This window comes from Okeania sp. SIO2B3 (genome assembly GCF_010672525.1).
Classification (GTDB): Bacteria; Cyanobacteriota; Cyanobacteriia; order Cyanobacteriales; family Microcoleaceae; genus Okeania.
Genome location: NZ_JAAHGH010000002.1, coordinates 316,301 through 334,477, shown reverse-complemented (window position 1 = coordinate 334,477; position 18,177 = coordinate 316,301). Strand labels below are relative to the sequence as shown.

16 protein-coding genes and 1 pseudogene are annotated in these 18,177 nt (G+C 35.6%); 8 read left to right on the top strand and 9 right to left on the bottom strand.

The window, feature by feature from the left end:
• Positions 1-369: 369 nt before the first annotated feature.
• Positions 370-987, bottom strand: a complete 618-nt coding sequence (locus F6K15_RS02580) for a 2OG-Fe(II) oxygenase (protein WP_293056668.1) — start codon at positions 985-987, stop codon at positions 370-372.
• A 153-nt stretch (positions 988-1,140) separates the two neighbouring features.
• Here F6K15_RS02580 and F6K15_RS02575 point away from each other — a divergent pair, with 153 nt between their 5' ends.
• Positions 1,141-1,311 carry a hypothetical protein gene (locus F6K15_RS02575; RefSeq protein ID WP_293056665.1) on the top strand — a complete coding sequence of 57 codons (171 nt, stop codon included), beginning with the start codon at positions 1,141-1,143 and terminating at the stop codon, positions 1,309-1,311.
• Positions 1,312-1,713: 402 nt separating this feature from the next.
• Here the strand turns inward: F6K15_RS02575 and F6K15_RS02570 are convergent, their stop codons facing one another.
• Positions 1,714-2,631 (bottom strand): 2OG-Fe(II) oxygenase, encoded by a 918-nt coding sequence (locus F6K15_RS02570; protein WP_293056663.1) that lies wholly within the window; start codon positions 2,629-2,631, stop codon positions 1,714-1,716.
• Positions 2,632-4,174: 1,543 nt separating this feature from the next.
• Complete coding sequence (purH, locus tag F6K15_RS02565; RefSeq protein ID WP_293056661.1) at positions 4,175-5,719, bottom strand: bifunctional phosphoribosylaminoimidazolecarboxamide formyltransferase/IMP cyclohydrolase; 1,545 nt, start codon at positions 5,717-5,719, stop codon at positions 4,175-4,177.
• 381 nt (positions 5,720-6,100) lie between these two features.
• On the opposite strand from purH, the gene F6K15_RS02560 reads away from it, so the two are divergent.
• A complete protein-coding gene (locus F6K15_RS02560; RefSeq protein ID WP_293056659.1) occupies positions 6,101-6,379 on the top strand; it encodes a hypothetical protein in 279 nt (92 codons plus the stop codon).
• A gap of 379 nt (positions 6,380-6,758) precedes the next feature.
• Here F6K15_RS02560 and F6K15_RS02555 read toward each other — a convergent pair whose 3' ends face one another.
• The 3 genes from F6K15_RS02555 to sppA all read right to left on the bottom strand — a co-directional run bounded on the left by F6K15_RS02555 (position 6,759) and on the right by sppA (position 8,768).
• Positions 6,759-7,217, bottom strand: a complete 459-nt coding sequence (locus tag F6K15_RS02555; protein ID WP_293057138.1) for a hypothetical protein — start codon at positions 7,215-7,217, stop codon at positions 6,759-6,761.
• A 317-nt stretch (positions 7,218-7,534) separates the two neighbouring features.
• A complete protein-coding gene (gene aroH / locus F6K15_RS02550; protein ID WP_293056657.1) occupies positions 7,535-7,912 on the bottom strand; it encodes a chorismate mutase in 378 nt (125 codons plus the stop codon).
• 37 nt (positions 7,913-7,949) lie between these two features.
• Positions 7,950-8,768, bottom strand: a complete 819-nt coding sequence (sppA, locus tag F6K15_RS02545) for a signal peptide peptidase SppA (protein ID WP_293056655.1) — start codon at positions 8,766-8,768, stop codon at positions 7,950-7,952.
• A 404-nt stretch (positions 8,769-9,172) separates the two neighbouring features.
• Between sppA and F6K15_RS02540 the strand changes: the two genes are divergently transcribed.
• Positions 9,173-10,246 (top strand): DMT family transporter, encoded by a 1,074-nt coding sequence (locus F6K15_RS02540; protein ID WP_293057135.1) that lies wholly within the window; start codon positions 9,173-9,175, stop codon positions 10,244-10,246.
• 123 nt (positions 10,247-10,369) lie between these two features.
• Here F6K15_RS02540 and F6K15_RS02535 read toward each other — a convergent pair whose 3' ends face one another.
• A complete protein-coding gene (locus F6K15_RS02535) occupies positions 10,370-10,909 on the bottom strand; it encodes a hypothetical protein (RefSeq protein ID WP_293056653.1) in 540 nt (179 codons plus the stop codon).
• A 531-nt stretch (positions 10,910-11,440) separates the two neighbouring features.
• Positions 11,441-12,967: a GMC family oxidoreductase N-terminal domain-containing protein gene (locus F6K15_RS02530; RefSeq protein WP_293056650.1), complete on the bottom strand. Its 1,527-nt coding sequence runs from the start codon at positions 12,965-12,967 to the stop codon at positions 11,441-11,443.
• A gap of 429 nt (positions 12,968-13,396) precedes the next feature.
• On the opposite strand from F6K15_RS02530, the gene F6K15_RS02525 reads away from it, so the two are divergent.
• The gene (locus tag F6K15_RS02525) at positions 13,397-13,648 is read left to right on the top strand and encodes a hypothetical protein (protein WP_293056648.1); all 252 of its coding nucleotides are present in this window, start codon (positions 13,397-13,399) and stop codon (positions 13,646-13,648) included.
• A gap of 156 nt (positions 13,649-13,804) precedes the next feature.
• On the opposite strand, the gene F6K15_RS02520 is transcribed toward F6K15_RS02525, so the two are convergent.
• Positions 13,805-14,596, bottom strand: coding sequence for an aspartyl/asparaginyl beta-hydroxylase domain-containing protein (locus tag F6K15_RS02520; protein WP_293056646.1), 792 nt, complete (start codon positions 14,594-14,596; stop codon positions 13,805-13,807).
• A gap of 295 nt (positions 14,597-14,891) precedes the next feature.
• Here F6K15_RS02520 and F6K15_RS38040 point away from each other — a divergent pair, with 295 nt between their 5' ends.
• The 4 genes and pseudogenes from F6K15_RS38040 to F6K15_RS02500 form a co-directional block, all read left to right on the top strand.
• On the top strand, positions 14,892-15,080 hold the full coding sequence (locus F6K15_RS38040) for a DUF2555 domain-containing protein (RefSeq protein ID WP_363267199.1): 189 nt from the start codon (positions 14,892-14,894) through the stop codon (positions 15,078-15,080).
• A gap of 613 nt (positions 15,081-15,693) precedes the next feature.
• Positions 15,694-15,900, top strand: coding sequence for a DNA methyltransferase (locus F6K15_RS02510; protein WP_293056644.1), 207 nt, complete (start codon positions 15,694-15,696; stop codon positions 15,898-15,900).
• A 346-nt stretch (positions 15,901-16,246) separates the two neighbouring features.
• On the top strand, positions 16,247-17,449 hold the full coding sequence (locus tag F6K15_RS02505) for an FAD-binding oxidoreductase (protein WP_293056642.1): 1,203 nt from the start codon (positions 16,247-16,249) through the stop codon (positions 17,447-17,449).
• Positions 17,450-17,673: 224 nt separating this feature from the next.
• A pseudogene (locus F6K15_RS02500) lies at positions 17,674-18,033 on the top strand (phosphopantothenoylcysteine decarboxylase); the annotation flags it as partial.
• Positions 18,034-18,177: the final 144 nt, after the last annotated feature.

Genomic DNA, 18,177 nt, shown 5'->3' with positions numbered 1-18,177 from the left:
AATAAAGCCAAAAATTTATCGCTTTTAGGGAACAGGGAACAGGGAACAGGTAACAGGGAATATATAGGAAAAAAGTATTTTTGCAAATATGAGATGCACCCTAGCATTTTAGCATATACAAAGTTGACATTTGAGATATAAATGGAGAATAAAAGAAGGTAATTTCAGTTATCAGTTATCAGTTATCAATACCTCCTGTAATAAGGAAGCTTGACCTTGGCGAATATTCTATTTTTTTATCTCCTTAAAAGGAGGGTGCTTTATACCATAATTTTTAGGTAATATAGCGTTTATCAAGTTACTGAGGCACAGTTGTTTTTCTTCTTTTCTACTCCCTACTCCCTACTCCCTACTCCCTTCTTTAACTGTTTAATTTCTCCAGATCCAACCATTAATAGTAAAGCGACTATCTGCAAAAGTTTTAGAAGGACAATTTACTGGTAAAACTTCATGCCAATAACGACTAGGAAAGAAAATAATAGTATTATTTATAGGTGCAATTTTTTTGAATGAATTTGCCTGAGTATAATAATTATTATCTATTTTTCCATCATATAGCACTAATTCTCCACCAGAAAAATTTTTAGGTTGTTGGTGAAAATAATAAATGTAAGTAATTTCTCTTTTCGCAACTTCAGGCATTCCATTATCATTATGAGCTTGATAATAATGACCATGATTATGAGCTGTTACTTGCGCTTCTATTTTAGCTATTGGAAATATTTTATGACTCAGTTTAGATAAAACTTGAGGTAAAACTAACTTAATTCGATGACTAATTCTAGCTTTGGAAATAGGCGCTAAATGTAAGACTCTTGATTTGCGAAATTCAGGGTCATTGATGCTAGTAGTACTTTTTTCAAAATATGCTTCTAGTTTAATTACAGATGCTAGAATTTTTTGATTTTCTACTTCTGTTAAAAAATTCTCAATTTTTACACATTTTGATTTAATCAGATTTTGATTATTTTTGTCACTAAGTATCATTAGTTATACCAATTTATAGATATGTCATGAGAATCAAGTTTGATCATCAAAAGTTACAAATAAAGTACCATAGTTAATTTAAATTTAGAATCTTTTACTATTTAAAGACTCAATATCAAATAAATTTTAAGGCAGCTAATAGATTATTTATTGGTGAATTATATAGTAGTCGAAGCTAAAGGCGCAGATATATCAAAAGCTGAGAACTCAGACAACACAATATGCAAGCATTCAGCAGTCAGCTATCAGCTATTAGTTATTAAGTCATTATCTTGGAAGAAGGAATTAGTATTCAAGGAGAATGAAAAGTTAGCAATGAAATAGTCCTTTCAGCTAACCTTGGTCATTGTTTTATTTTTTATTCCTTGATTAATTTAAATTTAGAATCTTTTACTATTTAAAGACTCAATATCAAATAAATTTTAAGGCAGCTAATAGATTATTTATTGGTGAATTATATAGTAGTCGAAGGGAAAGGCGCAGATATATCAAAAGCTGAGAACTCAGACAGCATAATATGCAAGCATTCAGCAGTCAGCTATCAGATATCAGCTATGAGTTATTAAGTCATTATCTTGGAAGAAGGAATTAGTATTCAAGGACAATGAAAAGTGATGTTTGTGCAGCATTCCGCAGGAAATGCTTACTTTTTGTTTGCCCGAAATATGCTGTAATTATTCATTATTCATTATTCATTATTCATTATTCATTATTCATTATTCATTATTAATTATTTCTCCGTATCCAACCATTAATAGTAAATCGACTATCTGAAAAAGCTTTAGAGGGGCAACTTACTGATAAAACTTCGTGCATATAACGACTTAGAAAAAATATAATACTATTATTTTTAGGTTCTATAGTTTTAAATGTGTCAGCCTTCACATAATATTTTCCTTTAATTTGACTATCGTAAATTATTAAATTACCACCTGTAAATGCTTTTGGTTCTTGATAAAAATAATAAACATAAGTAAAAACTCTAGTAGCAGTATCCGGAGAACCATTATCATTGTGAATTTTATAGAAATTATTATCGTTATGAGCTGTTAACTGACTTTCAATTTCGGCAATTGAAAATTCTGGAATATTTAACTGTTTTAACGCATCAGGTAAAACTTCTTGAATTCTGTTGACTATTAATTCTCTGAATTTTGGGAACGAGTGCAATACTAAAGAGCGACGATAATTTTCTGCCTTAGTTGATGTTGTAGTTGGTACAAAATCAGATTGTCTTTGCAAAACATAATTAAATAGTTGTTGATTTTCTGATTGGGTGAGAAAATTTTCTATGAGTAAATAACGAGATTCTAAATTGTCTATTGTAGAGGGAGGAGGAGGAGTAGAAGTTTTGATATTAGATTGAGTATCTTGTGACTGTAAATGCTGCAAATATATTGGTGGTTCCGTCACCATTCCGACTAAATGTTCGCTAGGAAAACATAAAGCAGAATGACCTTCTCCTATAGGAATTTGAAATAGAGTAGAATTTTCTGTTTTTTGATGTTTAGATAATAGTGTTTTGGCTAAAAGTTGGAGTAATGGTGCATCAGATTTGAGATAAATAGTATATTGATGTCCTCCTGTTAATAAGAGGTTAATTTTTACTTCTTGAGGTAAATTTTGTGGTGGAGTAAATGTCATTTCAGTTATCAGTTATCAGTTATCAGTTAACAGTATCTCCGTAAGCATTTCCTACTAAAGTAGGAGGCTTTAAATACTGAATTTTATTTCTGTTGGTCGATTGGATATGGCGAGATTTTCTCACCATCTCACCCTACGAGAAACTCCGAATATCGACAGCTTTTTATTCCCTTTAAAGAATCAACAAGAAAAATTTTTCCTTTGAGTCAATTCTCTTCTTTTCAAGGAGAGGTAATTGTGAATTATTAATTAGGGTTTACTGATTAGTTATCAAAGCATTGACAGATAAAAGTTTTAGCCTTCTGAAATTCCAAAAAAGTGCGCTTGTTTTGGTCTAATACCAATTTGAAGAAAGAATGTTACGAATAATAAGAGCGATAAAAATAATTGATAGGAGATGTCCCTTTGAGAAAAAAAGATAATGTAAGCCGTAAAAAATGGTATTAAAGCTATTCCTATACGACTCCTAACTCCTGACTTCCTCTCCTCGGAGGGGTTAGGGGTGGGTTGACTCCTAATAAATACCCTAGATATTTGTAGCAAACATTTATCAATTTGGTATAAAACGTTCAAAAAGTTAGCATTTTGGGCAAATCAAGGACAGAAAAATTGAGGGATAATTCTTACTTCTACCTCCTCTAAATTCCCCGTTTCTCCTGACTCCTAACTTCCCCTCCTGGGAGGGGTTAGGGGTGGGTTGACTCCTACCCCTAGCACTCATACTTTCCATACGCAAACCCTAATTATTAATTGTTGAAAGTATCATTGCCATAAATTCCTAGAAAAACAATTAACAAGAATTTTCTCACAGACTCTACTCAGATACCAGTTCTATTTAAGTTGTGTAGACTATCTGAAAATTAAGGGATAAATAATCAAAAAAAGTAGTAATAATTCACCATGCTCTACTTAAGTTTATTCTGTGCAACTTTATAACAGAAGGAAGAAGGAATAAGGAAAAATCTTACTTGTCTGAATTTTCAGCTTTTGATATCTCCTAATCTTTCTTTCAACTGCTATACATTAAATTGCTATAAAACCTCTACGCATCAAGGAAAAACAAAGAAAAAAATCCTTTTAGTCAATCATCTGCTTTTCAGGAAAGGTAATTATTAATTATTCATAGCTCATTGTCAAAACTTACCCATCTTACTTTTATTTATAAGTAAGTATTTAGCCGTCAGCTATTAGCTATCAGCCATTAATTTTGGCTATGACTAAAAGCAATCTTTGAAATTGAGAAAGAATAAAAAGTTACTGCTAAAGTCCCCTTTCCAAACCTTAAAAGCAATTATTAATTACCGAATAATTAAGATTTAAATCCTTTAAAGGAGAAACAAGCGGTCGTTAGCGCAGCTTCCCGTAGGGTGGGATGGATGGGTTTCCTAACCATATCCAATCGACCAAGAGAGAAAAAATTTTCCTTTTATTCAATCCTCTTTCTTTTAGGGAGAGGTAATTATCAATTATCCATTATCAATTATTGAACAATAGCTGTTTGCGCAGCATTCTGCAGGAAATGCTTAGACTTATAATTCATTTTCTAATGTAAAAAATGACGCATTCCAGTTAGTATCATTACCAAACCTAACTCATTTGCAGCAGCAATAGAATCTTTATCTCGCATACTACCTCCAGGTTGAATAATAGCAGTTATTCCTGCTGCTGCTGCTGTTTTTACCGAATCATCAAAAGGGAAAAAAGCATCACTAGCTAATACTCCTCCAATAGCCTTTTCTCCTGCTTGCTCCAAAGCAATTTTTACTGCCCCAACTCTATTCATTTGACCAGCACCAATACCAGCAGTTGCCAAATTTTTAGTCACCACAATAGCATTAGATTTAACGTGCTTTACCACCTTCCAAGCAAACATTAATTCCTCCATTTCTTCCGGAGTCGGTTGTTTTTCAGTAACAACTTTCCAATCACTTGAACTTTCTACTGCATCATCAGCAGCTTGTACTAAAAAACCACCAGCAATTACCTTTATAGTTTCCGGCGGACTCTGTTTTAAATCTGGTGAAATTAACACTCTTAACTTAGATTTTTTCTGAAAAATTTCCTCCGCTTCTGGTTCGCATCCCGGAGCAACTACACACTCTAAAAAAGTCTTAGTCATAGCAGTCGCAGTAGGAGCATCAATAGATTTATTCAAAGCAACAATTCCCCCAAAAGCAGAAACCGAATCTCCAGCAAAAGCTTTTTCATAAGCCTCCAAAAGAGTTTCACTAATTGCAATTCCACAAGGATTTGTATGTTTAAGAATTGCCACAGTCGGAGCATCAGAAAATTCCGTAATAATACGTCTTGCTGCCTCTAAATCTACCAAATTGTTATAACTTAATTCTTTACCTTGAAGAATTTTACTTGCCGCCCACCCACTAGGAATAATTCCGCTTTGATACCAAGTTGCAGATTGATGAGGATTTTCTCCATAACGCAGAGATTTAATATTTTTACCAGAGAGGAAAAATGTTTCTTTCTCCTGTTCAGAAGTTGTTTCTTGCCCTTGTAAATAAGTAGCGATCGCCTGGTCGTAAGTTGCTGTATGTTTAAATCCAGCTAAGGCACATTTTTGACGAAATTCTAATGATATTTCACCATAATTTTTCCGTAGTTCTTCCAAGTATGAATTATATTGATTAGGGTTACATAAAACTGTCAGATGAGCAAAATTTTTAGCTGAAGCTCTTAACATTGCAGGTCCGCCAATATCAATTTTTTCAATTGCTTCTGCTAGAGTAACTCCCGGTTGAGAAATTGTTTGTTCAAAGGGGTATAAATTAACTACAACTAAATCAATGGGTCGAATATTATTAGCATTTAATTCTTCTATATCTTGCTCTAAATCTCTTCTTGCTAATATGCCTCCATGAATCCGAGGATGTAATGTTTTAACCCTACCTCCAAGAATTTCTGGAAATCCCGTATAGTCAGATACTTTTGTCACAGAAATTCCTGCTTCTTTCAGAGTTTTAGCAGTACCGCCACTACTAATTATTTCATAGTCAAATTCTGTAACTAGACTTTTTGTTAAATCAATGAGACCTGTTTTATCTGATGTACTGAGTAATGCTAAACGTGCCATTAATTTCAAATCCTGACTTAGAGAAGTAACAGTCTATATTTTAAGAATTAAAATTAAGATATTGAAACTCTGCGGATTCTTTTAATATTTTTGAGCATTCAGCGGTCAGCTATCAGCTTTGAGCTTCCTAATAATTACTTAGTATTTTACAGGATAAATTAGTATCAAGAGATTTTATATACTCCTTAAAAAGACTTTTTCAGCAAACCCTAATTAGGTCTAAAAAATTGCTTCATTTCTGAAAGCTCAAAATAAAAATACTTCAACGAAATAGAATTTTAGGATAAAGTGAAATATTATGATAAGATAGAAGTAATCGTGGTTACTCGTCCATTAAGTTGATTCTTTTTTCAACATTTATTGGTAACAAAGTATACAAAAATGAAAAAGTGGTTTAGATTAGCATTAACTCTCGCAGCTATTGGACCTCTAACTTTAACTGCACCATTAGCACAAAGCCAAGACAGCTCATTTCCCAGAGGAAAAGTAGCTTTGCAAGTTGCTGACACTGGAACATTTATGGCTCGATGTAGAGGTTGCCAAGAAACTTTGGGTTCTACTCCTATTCCTGATACTGTAGTACTACAAAACCAATATTCTGGTTCTCAGACTCATTTCATAGTTGTTCCAGTTGGTGGTGGGAAAATTGCTCTTAATTGACATCCTCCCCGGCTGTTAGGCGCAGGTATTCCTGCCGAGCCGTAACTCCTCAGCGGGTTGACATCTCACAGGCTGCTGCACCCACCCCTCTTGCTCCCCTCCCGGGAGGGGATGGGGGTGGGTTACACTTGCCTCCACGTCCGTTTCTTGCTCCGCGTTCCCTTGCGCCTTTCGGCGGCGCGGGTTCGGTTGGCGTCAGTGTTTCAGTGCTAAAGAAGTATATAGAAAATCAGGACGAACCACACACATAACGCCCGGCTTTCCCATACGACGCTCCCCTACGGGAGAGCGCGGGACTTCCCGCCGGGGGAGTTAAAAAAAACTTTGAGGCAGATTGAAAAAAGACATTAATTCTTAAAACTCAACCTGCCTTCAATAATTAAAATCCATCAAATTCTTCTATGGTTTGCCATCGAACTTTATGAGAAAAGCCAGATGATTTAAACTGTTTAAGTTTCAATGGAGTAGGCAGATTTGCTGGTATGGAAACTCTGATTTCAAAATCAGTGACACCTGGTGGGACTTCTTCAATTGACCCAAGTCTGGTACGATTTTGCATAACATTATTGTTATCAGCATCATAAATACGTCCATACACATCAGCATCATATAAAGTTTTATCAGAAGCATTTTTGGCTTTACCACCGATAATAAAACAGTTAGCTGTCATACTAGAGCCACTGGAAATCATTCCTTTTTCTAAGCTAGCTGGGCATTCTTTGTATTCCAGGTCGTATAGCTGGACTGGAATTGCGGCCAAAGCAGGGCTATTCCAGAGCCAAGCGACTATGGCAATAAGGGTAGATATAATAATATTGGAAAAAAATGGCGACCTCATATAATAAAAACTTAGAGTGAGCATTATAAATAACTCTAGCTTATTTTCCTAAAAGGTTATCAAAAAAAAATGAGTGTAGTGAAACTAAGCAGCTAAAGTTGCACTTAAGTATATTGGGTATAATTAATAATAAGTTGGCATTCTCGTAGCGTTGCGTAGAAAAAAATCCGTACCAGACTATTGCTATTTCTTTTTCTTTTGCGGATTTAATACCAAACCGTCACTTGCGATACTTAAAATTGCTTGTTCTTCTTAGATACAGAGTGACTGGTCGTTGACTATCAATAAGCAATTCTACCTTCTGCCTTCTGTCTTCTTCAAGCTTTCTGCCAGTCAGGTCTCAATTTTTTTGCCCCTCGCAAATAGGTATGAACAATTTTTTGGGCATGGGTTTCTGGCATATTTACATGAATCAAAAATCTGATACAACGTTCTAAACTACCTTCAACGTGCATCTGCTGCACATCTAATAAAGGTACATTATTCCAGTTGGGACGTTGGCGGGCGATCGCAGCCGGAAAAATAGCATCCAAGTCACGAGTTACAGAGAAAGTCGTACTAATAATTTGGCCTGGATCGATTTGATTATGGTTCTCTAGTTCATCTAGTAGTTCCGTTACTGCCTCTTGAATAGCTTCTTTTGAGTTTTCTGAGACAGTAGTTGCCCCACGAATTGCTTGAACTCGCCACACCACGCCAAAATCCTCCCAATCAACAACTTTTTATTTTAACTTAAGGTCGATACAGCCACAAAGGTAAACCATTGGTAGATACTTCAAATTCTACCAAACTTTGAGCTGCCGACAGTTTTGATGATACCTGATTATTACCCAAAACTCGACTTACTAAAGATTTTGGTTTTTCTAGGGTACAACTCTCAGTCTTCTCTGGGTCTAATTTAATCATTTCACAAAGCCATTTACGGGCATCTTCTTCGGTACCTAAACGGTCAACCACACCTAATTCTAATGCCTGTTCTCCTGTGAAAATTCGGCCATCTGCAAAATTTCTTACAGTTTCTACAGCTAAATTTCGCGCCTCAGCCACTATTTTGACAAACTGTTGATAACTATTATCAATCAAGTCTTGGAGAATTTGCTTTTCTGGGTCTGTCATTTCTCGGTCGAAGGCTAATATATCTTTGTATGGGCCAGACTTTACTACTTTAAAAGAAACCCCTACTCTCTCCAAAAGACGTTCTATATTGTTGCCTCGCAAAATCACCCCTATACTACCTGTAATTGTCCCAGGATTAGACACAATATGTTGAGAACCCATACCAATATACACACCCCCAGAGGCTGAGATATTGCCGAAGCTAGAAACAATTTTGACTTTATCTTGCAAATTTTTCAGGGCATTGTAAATTTCGTGAGAGTCAGCAACAGTACCTCCTGGACTATCAATTCTCAGTAACAGACCAGGGAATTTTCTTTCTTCTACCGTTTTTAGTGCTTCTAAAACTCTTTTTCTGGTGTCGCTCGCGATAACACCATTAATTTCAATTCGGGCAATTTGTTTACGATACCGAGGCTTAAATGGCCAAATCATACTTTTATTCAGTCAAAAGTCAAATTTCATCATAGCACAAATTATCTGAATTATATTATTAACATATTCAACTTAAATTGTCAATCAAGATGATATTTAATGAATATTTTGAAATTTTGCTTTATTATTAATTCAATAAATTTAATAATGGATACTTCTATGAAAAAATGTTACAATTTGTAAATAACATTTTAATATTATATAAAATAATGACCAAAAAATAGGGTCAACAGCCTCCCCTTAGCTGTGCCACTAGCTGTCGCTCTACAAGGGGAAGAAAAAATTAAACTTCAGTATTTCGGTGCCTCTGACTTTCCTGCGGAATGCTGCGCAAACAGCGGTCGGTACTGATAACGAAGTTCCTCCGATAGAAGGCTAACTGATAACTGATAACTGAAATGACTATGCAGCTAAAACTGACTAACTCAAAACTCCCCTTTGCGCCACTGTTACTAATTGCTCCCTTTTTCTTCTGGGGAACAGCAATGGTAGCGATGAAAGGTGTTATTCCTCAGACAACACCATTCTTTATGGCAGCAATGCGTATATTGCCAGCAGGTATATTACTGTTACTGGTAGGAATGATTCAGGGAAGACCTCAACCACAAGGAAAAATAGCTTGGTTGTGGATTTTATTATTTGCCTTAGTAGATGGTACTTTGTTTCAGGGGTTTTTGGCTCAAGGGTTAGTCAGAACTGGTGCTGGTTTGGGTTCAGTGATGATTGACTCCCAACCTTTGGCAGTAGCTATTCTATCATTGTGGTTATTTCAAGAGAGAATTAGATTTTGGGGTTGGTTAGGGTTAGGTATTGGCGTTTTTGGTATAAGTTTAATTGGTTTACCTGATGAATGGATCGGGAGTTTGCTGCATCCAGAAACAATAGAAGCATCTCTAGGAATGGGTGCACTGTTTCAAAGTGGAGAATGGTTAATGTTATTAGCGTCTCTATCTATGGCAGTAGGAACAGTTTTGGTGCGTTGGGTTTGCAAATATAGCGATCCAGTTATGGCAACTGCTTGGCATTTAATTTTAGGTGGTGTTCCATTACTTGCTATTTCCGCAGGCTTTGAGTCTCAGCAGTGGGTTAATATTGATGGGTATGGTTGGATAGCTATGGGTTATGCGACTATTTTTGGCAGCGCGATCGCTTATGGTTTATTCTTTTATTTTGCTTCTTCTGGAAATCTTACGAGTTTAAGTGCTTTAACTTTTCTAACTCCAATTTTTGCTTTATTGTTTGGCAATTTCTTTTTAGGGGAAGTTTTGAGTTCGTTACAGTCAGTGGGAGTTGGTTTAACTTTAGTTAGTATTTATTTGATTAATCAACGGGATGTATTAGCTGAGAAGTTGAATTTGAGGATTTCAAAACAAGAAGATGTTTCAAATACTAATTCTGGCAAAATATTTATACAATCTCAACAGCAACCAGTTGAAGTGAATGTGCAAGTTGGAGTTGAAATATCAGAGAAAATTTAATGTCAGCAGATGATAATCAAGTTTTTGTTTGTAGTTGGGCTTGTTGAGCAATAAAATGCTTTAGGGGCTAAAGCCCAACTACGAGCCTAATTATACTGAAATTGAACAGCAAAAAAATTAAGTCTATTTAGATCGTTGATAACGTGAACCTAAAGCTACTGCACCAAAAGTTAGTAACCCGAAAAGAGTAGCAGGTTCAGGAGCCGGTTGCAGGTTAGGACCTGGAGTTGTTGGAGCAGAAGGAGTTGGGGTAAAAGCAGATTCACTGGCAAAAATATTTAGACCACTTTTATCACTGAATTGAGAGAAATTATCAACAAACGTGTATCTGAAGTCACCACTATGAAAATTTGTCCCATTGGTAAAAGCACTACCATTTCTAAACAGCTGAGTAATTTGGGAACCATCCCAGACAAATCCTTGTTGCCCCTGAATTATGGTTAAGGGATCATTTATAAAATCAGCACCTACAAGAGAAGATTCCATAGACGCAAGAACTTCAAAATCAGTAAAGATAAAAGTATTTGCAGAACCCAAGTCGGAAATGTCACCATCGGTGGTAGAACGAACAGTTTCAGTACCACCAAATGACCAATCCCATAGAATTGCAGCTTGAGCTACAGAGTTAGTAGATAAAGCAGAAATAGCACCTAAGAAAGCCAAACTTTTTACGGTCTACGACCGTAAAAAGTTTAATAGATTTTTTTTGTTTACTTGATTATTCAAAATGCTTCTCCTTCCTGATATTTATACTAGCTTGAGTTTTAGTAACTAAAAAGTCTGTCATTAACCTATCAGTAAATATACTGGCACAGACATTATCTAAATGGCAAGAGTTTGATCATAACTTCACAGAATCTTTAAATAAGTACCTACTAACTCTGAATTACTTCACAGAATCTTCATAAAAGTGCTCCTAAATACCATAATTTTTTTCTTCAATTCAAATATTGATGCGTAACTTTACTGAATCTTTAAAATTCTATAGTTGTGCTAGAGCAAGGAAAATATGAAGAGTTTTAATTAATTTTTATCCGCAATTTTTTCATTAATAATGGAGAATAGAAAGCAAAAAATACACCTTAAGCAGACATAAAATGCCGGAATATTCCCAGATAATTCTCACTCTCATTCTTCCTTTCTCGTAACTTCTGACTTCTGACTTCTGACTTCTGACTTTGTTAACGTCCGTTCTCAAATTATCGCTTCTTGCAACATAATATCCCCTACCCTAAGAGCATTAGCTGAGATAGTCAGAGCTGGACTAACACCCAAAGCATTCGGCATAAAACCACCATCTACAACAAAGACATTTTCATGGTCATGTAAACGACAGTCTTGATCAAGTACAGATGTATTTGGATCTTTACCAAAGCGAGTTGTACCTACCTGGTGGGATGTATGAATATCATCTTTATGTCCCATCGCCCCAAAGCATAATACTGCTCCTGCCGACCGAAATACCCGTTTTAACTTACTCATGTAATACCGAGAACGAAAAACATCATAAGAATGAAATTTGTGGAACAGACGAATTTTCCCATCCTTACCAACTTCTATCCGATTTTCCTCTTGGGGTAAATCTTCCACAATACCAGTTATTACCAACATCCGCTTCAACAGAAATTCGGCGATAGGTTGAGGAATTGGCACAGGAAAATTTTCTTGTAGAGAAAGAAGTCCGGGAATAGGTACAGTTTGAGCTAACCCTAATTTATGTGGAAATTCTTTAGAACCAAGATAGAGGTCTGTAAACCCTAACTGTTTAATAAATTTATCCGCCCCACCAGTAGATTGTTTGAATAATCCCGCCACTAAAGCACCACAATGATACATATAATTCCGCCCTACTTGTCCGCTACGCCCTGTTAAACCAGACTTCATCAGAATAACTGAACTACCCAATGCTCCAGCAGACAGAATATAAATTTTGGCTGTGAGTTCCTCAACTGTGCCAGTTTTGCGACAACGAAGGCGAATAGCAGTAACTTTTTGACTGGTATTAGTAACTAAATATTCTGCCTCTGTCAGAGTTTGAACTTTGAGGTTATAATCAAGAGCTGCCTTATCAATAGTACGCATCACTGTAGAAGCACGAGATTCATTAGGACAGTAGAAACCAGGACATTTAGAACAACGTAGACAAGTATCGAAGTTTATACCGAAGGCGAGGTGAAATGGAGTTAGTCCCGCAGCTTTTATACCTTTTTCTAATTGTTGGTTAATTGGTTCGAGTGGTGGAACAGTGGCCGGATAACCATTACTTGGCGTACCAATATTCAGCATTTTGTGTGGCTTATCCCCGGCGACATTAAATAAAGCTTCTGCCTGGTCGAAGTAGGGAGCCATATCATCATAGGCGATTGGCCAATCCCAGAGATGACGGGGTAGCCATTGGTCATAAAATTTACCTGGATGGAAATCGTAGGGACTTGGGCGCATAAGTACCCCTCCATATAGGGATGTTCCACCACCTAATATTCCTGCGATGTGAAGTTGGGCGCTACGTCCATTTACTTGAATTTGGCGATCGTCAAAAGCTTCTTTATTAATCAGCATTCGTTGCTCATCTTGAAAGGCTTCAACATCACTAAATCTAGGGCCACGTTCCACTAGGAGAACTCGTTTACCAGCTTTTGCTAGAGTATGGGCAATTGTTCCTCCCCCTGCACCACTGCCAATAATTATTGCGTCAAAATCGTAACCCACTACTCTCTCCAAATATATTTTTTTAGTTTTGTTTTTAATTAAATAAACTTAAGTATAAGTTACCTAAAATATATGAATAATTTCTAATTATTTTTTTGTTATTTGAGATACAAAACACTTGATATCTAGAACAAAAATGGGAGTCATTTCAGTTATCAGTTATCAGTTAGCCTCCTCCGGAGGAACTGCGGACTTCAGTACCTCTGCAATAAAGAGGCTTGACAGAAAAAATATGTTATTTTTTATCCCCTTAAAAGGGGAGGCGCATACCCACAATTTTTCGGTAAATATTATTAGTATAAAATAGCTGAAAATTTAAAGTTTACCTCTAGCAAAAAAAATAGCGATCGCCTTACTTAACCTCTGAATTTTAAAAAATACTATCGAGTTTATAATTTAGTTGAGGGCATCAATCAATAATCAAGTAAAATTATAGCTATTATGCCTATTATTGGTTTGGAAGAAAATAAAAATTCTTACCGTAGTAACAGAATAGTTAGGCAAATTTGTCTTGCTCAGTTTGACAAAAAAATAAGGTCAATAGCCTTCCCTTGGCTGCGCCGCGAGCTACCGTTCTACAAGGGGATGAAAAAGCGGTCGTTAGTGCAGCTTCCCGAAGGGTGGGATGGCAAGGTTTCCTCGCCATATCTAATCAACCAAGAAAAAATAAAGTTCAATATTTCAAGTTTCTGAATTTAACTAGAGGTACTGATAACTGATAACTGAAATGACTGGTTTAGTTTATGGCAGTCGAAGGAAAAGTTAGGAGAGATCGAGAAGCTCTAAAACTCAGACAACACAATACTTTTCCTTCTTCCTTCTTCCTTCTTCCTTCTTCCTTCTTCAACTTTAAACTTTCTCTTTTTCACGTTCCTGTGCAAACAATTTTTCTAAACGGTCTGCCCAATTTTTCTGATTAATATTTGCATCTTGAATATAGGGAGAAATTGCGATGAGTTTCATAAATAATTCATTAAAAACTGAAAGAGGAAAACGCATTGGTCTCATTATGTCTAAGAATAAAACTGCACGGACACCATCAGTTTCATTCCAAGCTTCATGGGGAAAAGAATCATCAAACATCATACTTTTTCCTTCTTCCCAATTACGGGTTTCATTACCTACCCGAATGCGACATTTTTCTTTTGGTTCAGGTACTTTTAATGCTAATAAATAACGAACAACTCCTTTGTAGGGACCTCGATGTTCAGGAATATGTTTACCAGGTAATAAAATAGAAAAGAATGCTGTTTTCATCCCCGGAATTTTTTCGATTAAACGAGTTGTTTCTGGGCATCTTTGACAATTTTTTTCTGATTTAATACCATACCCATACATAAAAAATGTTTTCCATAAATCATCAGGGCTAGTATAATCAGCTTGGTCTGGAGAAATGTCTTGGAAATTTGGTAAACTATCTCGGTATTTGAGGAGTTCATCTAATTCTTTGCGAATCAATACCCAATTCGCTTCTATCTCAGTTGTCCAGTCAAATTGTTTAGAGTCAAAAAATGCTGTATCGCCAATCAAGGAATATTTAGGAATTAACTTTTCATAATATCCAAGAAGTTTAACTCCAATACCATATATTAATATTCTCCTAAATTTTGCCCTGATTGTTTCTAAAGAGAATTTCACCATAGATTTTTTTGCTTGAATTTAAGCTGTTTGGATAATTTTTATCTAACCAGTCCAAGTTAATATAGTACACAAACTCATATTTTGGAAGTCGAGAATAATTAAAACATTTTAAAAAAATTGTCTATGGCACTACGTCTTTTGCTCTAGGCGTTAACGAGCCCCTATATGTAAATTTCCTCACTCATATTAGATATATTATCCATATTTACTTATCTTTACATAGTTTGGTTTATTTATGCCAACTTACTTAAATCTATGATTTTCTCTAAATAATCATAGATTTTGTCAAGCTGTTATTTACCCCCAATTTACTGAGCAGATACAAAATTACTACGAAATAGAAATCAAAGTAAGTCGCGAAGAATTTAATGCTATTGGAATTGAGCCAGACTCTGTTATACTACGAGCGATCGCCTTTCAACGTCCAGAGTTAATTGAACCTTATGTCCATTTATTGGATTTTGAGCCTTGTGATCAAGCTTGAATTCATTAATGGATAATTGATAATGGATAATTGATAATTACCTCTGGTTTTGGTGTTGCACAGTGACGAATGATTTGACATTTTTGATGAACATAATTTTGGATTTAAGAATTTCTAGAATGACTATATTAGGTTTTTTCGAGTCAAATTCTCAACTAATTTTTGGCAATATCATTCCATAATGTGCAACCCCCGGGTTTTAACCGCTACGGAATTGAATATAAGGAAATATTATTTCTTTTCTCTTGGTCGATTGGATATGGTTAGGAAACCCATCCATCCCATCCTACGGAATTCTCTGCAAACGACCGCTGTCTTGGTTGATTGGATATGGCGAGGGGACCTCGCCATCCCTCAACCGCTTTTTTTGCCCTTAAAAGGGGAGGCTTTAAACCAGAATTATTTAATGATTAATTAGTTAATTATTCGGTAAGGAAGAAGGAAGAAGGAAGGAAGTACAGGTATTAATAATTAAATATTTAAGTGTGGGCATCTTGCCCGCGTGGGTGTACCTCACAAAGGTTGAATGCTGTATCTTCTCTTTTTTTTCTTTCTTATCTTGTCACAACCATAATGTTAGAAAAATACCCCTGTATCCTACTTCCTAAAGCAAATGAAAATTTGGAAATTTGCAGAAAAAAAATTATTTGGGGAGAGGCGATCGCTGTTTGAGATAATTGTGTATAAAGACAGTAGTATTGACCTAATATTTGCCACTCCTCTCTCTCAAAAACCAGAAGCTTTATTGGAAATAATTATTAGAGCAATTAGTTGTCCTGGTGATTTAATTATAGATTTATTTGCAGGAACTTTTACCTAAAAATTGTGGTTTAAAGCCTCCCCTTTTAAGGGAATAATAAAGAAAATTTTCATCTCTTTGTCAATCCTCTTCTTTCAAGGAGAGGTAATTATTCATTATTCATTATTCATTATTCATTGTTGAATACATCTGTATTCGCTCAAAAATTGGGAAGGAAATCTATCAGTATAGAAATAGAAGAAGAATATGTGAAATTAGGATTATAAAGATTTAATTTTGTTTCTGAAGCTGAAAGTATAATTTAACTATGAAGTAGAATAATTATCAAAACTTGACTTAATCTAAGTATAGGAAAATTATACAATTGATATTTTCAACATAATCAGTTTAACATTCATAAAAACTCATGAAAAATCCCAATACAAAATATGATTTTCTAATTGTAGGTAGCGGCATCTTTGGTATCACTGCTGCTGTAGAATTAGCGAAAAGAAAACACAAAGTAGCAGTTATTAACCCAGATACAATTCCTCATCATCTGGCAGCTTCTACTGATATTACTAAAGTTGTCCGTATGGAATATGGTTCCGATCAAGAATATTTCCGCATGGCAGAAATATGTATCGATCGCTGGAAAGAATGGAATGATTTTTTTGGGGAAGAATTATATCACGAAGTAGGTTTTTTAATGCTGTGTAAAGATAAAATAGAAAGCGATCGCCACAGCTTTGAAAAATTTAGTTACCAAAATCTCATCGAAAGTGGTTATTCTCCAGACAGAATGAATGCTGAAAGTATTAAAGAACGTTTTCCAATGGTGAATAACTCGGTTTACATAGATGCTAATTTTAATCCGAAAGCAGGTTATGTAGAATCTTCACTGGTAGTAGAAAAACTAACTGAGTATGCTTGTTCTTTAGGTGTTGAAATTTACCAAGGGCAAACCGCAGAAAGTTTTATTGTAGAAAACGGGAAGCTACAAGGAGTCAAAACTAGAGAGGGAAATACTTTTCAATGTGGTCATGCGCTGGTAGCAGCAGGTGCGAATACTCCCTATCTTTTACCAGAACTACAACCTTACATGAAAACCACTGGTCATCCTGTTTTTTGGTTAAAACCTCAAAATCCTAAATACTTTTCGTCGCCCTATTTGAGTGTTTTTGCAGCCGATATTTCTAATTCTGGTTGGTATGGTTTTCCTTTTTTGCCTAAATATGGTGTTGTCAAGATAGCTAAACATTCTAGTGGTGTACCTCTTCATCCCGAAAATAGCGATCGCCGAATTAAGGATGATGAAGTGGAAAATATGCGGTCTTTTCTGAAAATGACTTTCCCCGAACTGGTAGATGCACCTTTGGTATATACTCGTAGATGTTTATATACTGATACCCTTGACGGACACTTCTGGATAGATAACCATCCAGAAATTAAAGGTCTTTCTGTTAGTAGCGGTGGCAGTGGTCATGGATTTAAAATGGCACCTTTATTAGGGGAAATAGCAGCAGATATTGTGGAAGGGAAATCACATCAATTTTCTCAAAGGTTTAGATGGCGACATTTAACACCTGACACCATTCAAGCTGAAGAAGCTAGAGGTTCTGAAATTTAGGCGTTACATAGAGTGCGGGATGAATTTGTGGGTGTGGGGGGTGTGGGGAGTGTGGGGAGTGTGGGAGGAGTTATAGAGAAAAAGGAAGTACAAAAATTCATCCCTTGGTTCAGCAAAACCGAAATTTAGTGCCACTTTGGGTGCATAAACTTAGAGGTACAAATTTTCAAATCCTGAAAAGATTGTCAAATAGCGGAATATTATGAGTAAAAAAGTTTTAAGCTGAATATAGTAGTGAGAAATTGCCCAAGTGATCGCTACCAAATTCATTACCTTTGACACCAGTACCGGATATTGTGGCGGAGTTAGGAAAATTAAAGCAGTCTCATCAATACTTAATTGGTTTTGCAGCACAGACTGGAGATATTGTTGCCCCTGCTTTGGAGAAATTACGAGTTAAAAATTTAGATGCTATTGTTGCTAACCCTATCGATCGCGAAGGTGCGGGTTTTGGCAGTAATACAAATCAGGGAATTTTTCTGGATGCAGAAGGTCGGCAGTTAGATATTCCCTCTTGTAGTAAATTAGAGATGGCGCATCATTTGTGGGATTTTGTTTTGGAGCGGTATGCGGTAAATAGATGACAAAAGTGGACAATAAGTTTATTCTCTAACATTAGCCTAAATAATTGTTTGCAAAAGTAGTGATTTACTGTTACTATATATATCAGGATTTATAGTCATAATATTGTTTGTAATGAAACAAGGAGAAATTTATCAGAAACCGAC

Coding starts and splice junctions, on each gene's coding strand:
- F6K15_RS02580 (WP_293056668.1), bottom strand. CDS start 987: ATGATACTTAGTGACAAAAATAATCAAAATCTGATTAAATCAAAATGT.
- F6K15_RS02570 (WP_293056663.1), bottom strand. CDS start 2,631: ATGACATTTACTCCACCACAAAATTTACCTCAAGAAGTAAAAATTAAC.
- purH (WP_293056661.1), bottom strand. CDS start 5,719: ATGGCACGTTTAGCATTACTCAGTACATCAGATAAAACAGGTCTCATT.
- F6K15_RS02560 (WP_293056659.1), top strand. CDS start 6,101: ATGAAAAAGTGGTTTAGATTAGCATTAACTCTCGCAGCTATTGGACCT.
- F6K15_RS02555 (WP_293057138.1), bottom strand. CDS start 7,217: ATGAGGTCGCCATTTTTTTCCAATATTATTATATCTACCCTTATTGCC.
- sppA (WP_293056655.1), bottom strand. CDS start 8,768: ATGATTTGGCCATTTAAGCCTCGGTATCGTAAACAAATTGCCCGAATT.
- F6K15_RS02540 (WP_293057135.1), top strand. CDS start 9,173: ATGCAGCTAAAACTGACTAACTCAAAACTCCCCTTTGCGCCACTGTTA.
- F6K15_RS02525 (WP_293056648.1), top strand. CDS start 13,397: ATGCCTATTATTGGTTTGGAAGAAAATAAAAATTCTTACCGTAGTAAC.
- F6K15_RS02520 (WP_293056646.1), bottom strand. CDS start 14,596: ATGGTGAAATTCTCTTTAGAAACAATCAGGGCAAAATTTAGGAGAATA.
- F6K15_RS02510 (WP_293056644.1), top strand. CDS start 15,694: ATGAAAATTTGGAAATTTGCAGAAAAAAAATTATTTGGGGAGAGGCGA.
- F6K15_RS02505 (WP_293056642.1), top strand. CDS start 16,247: ATGAAAAATCCCAATACAAAATATGATTTTCTAATTGTAGGTAGCGGC.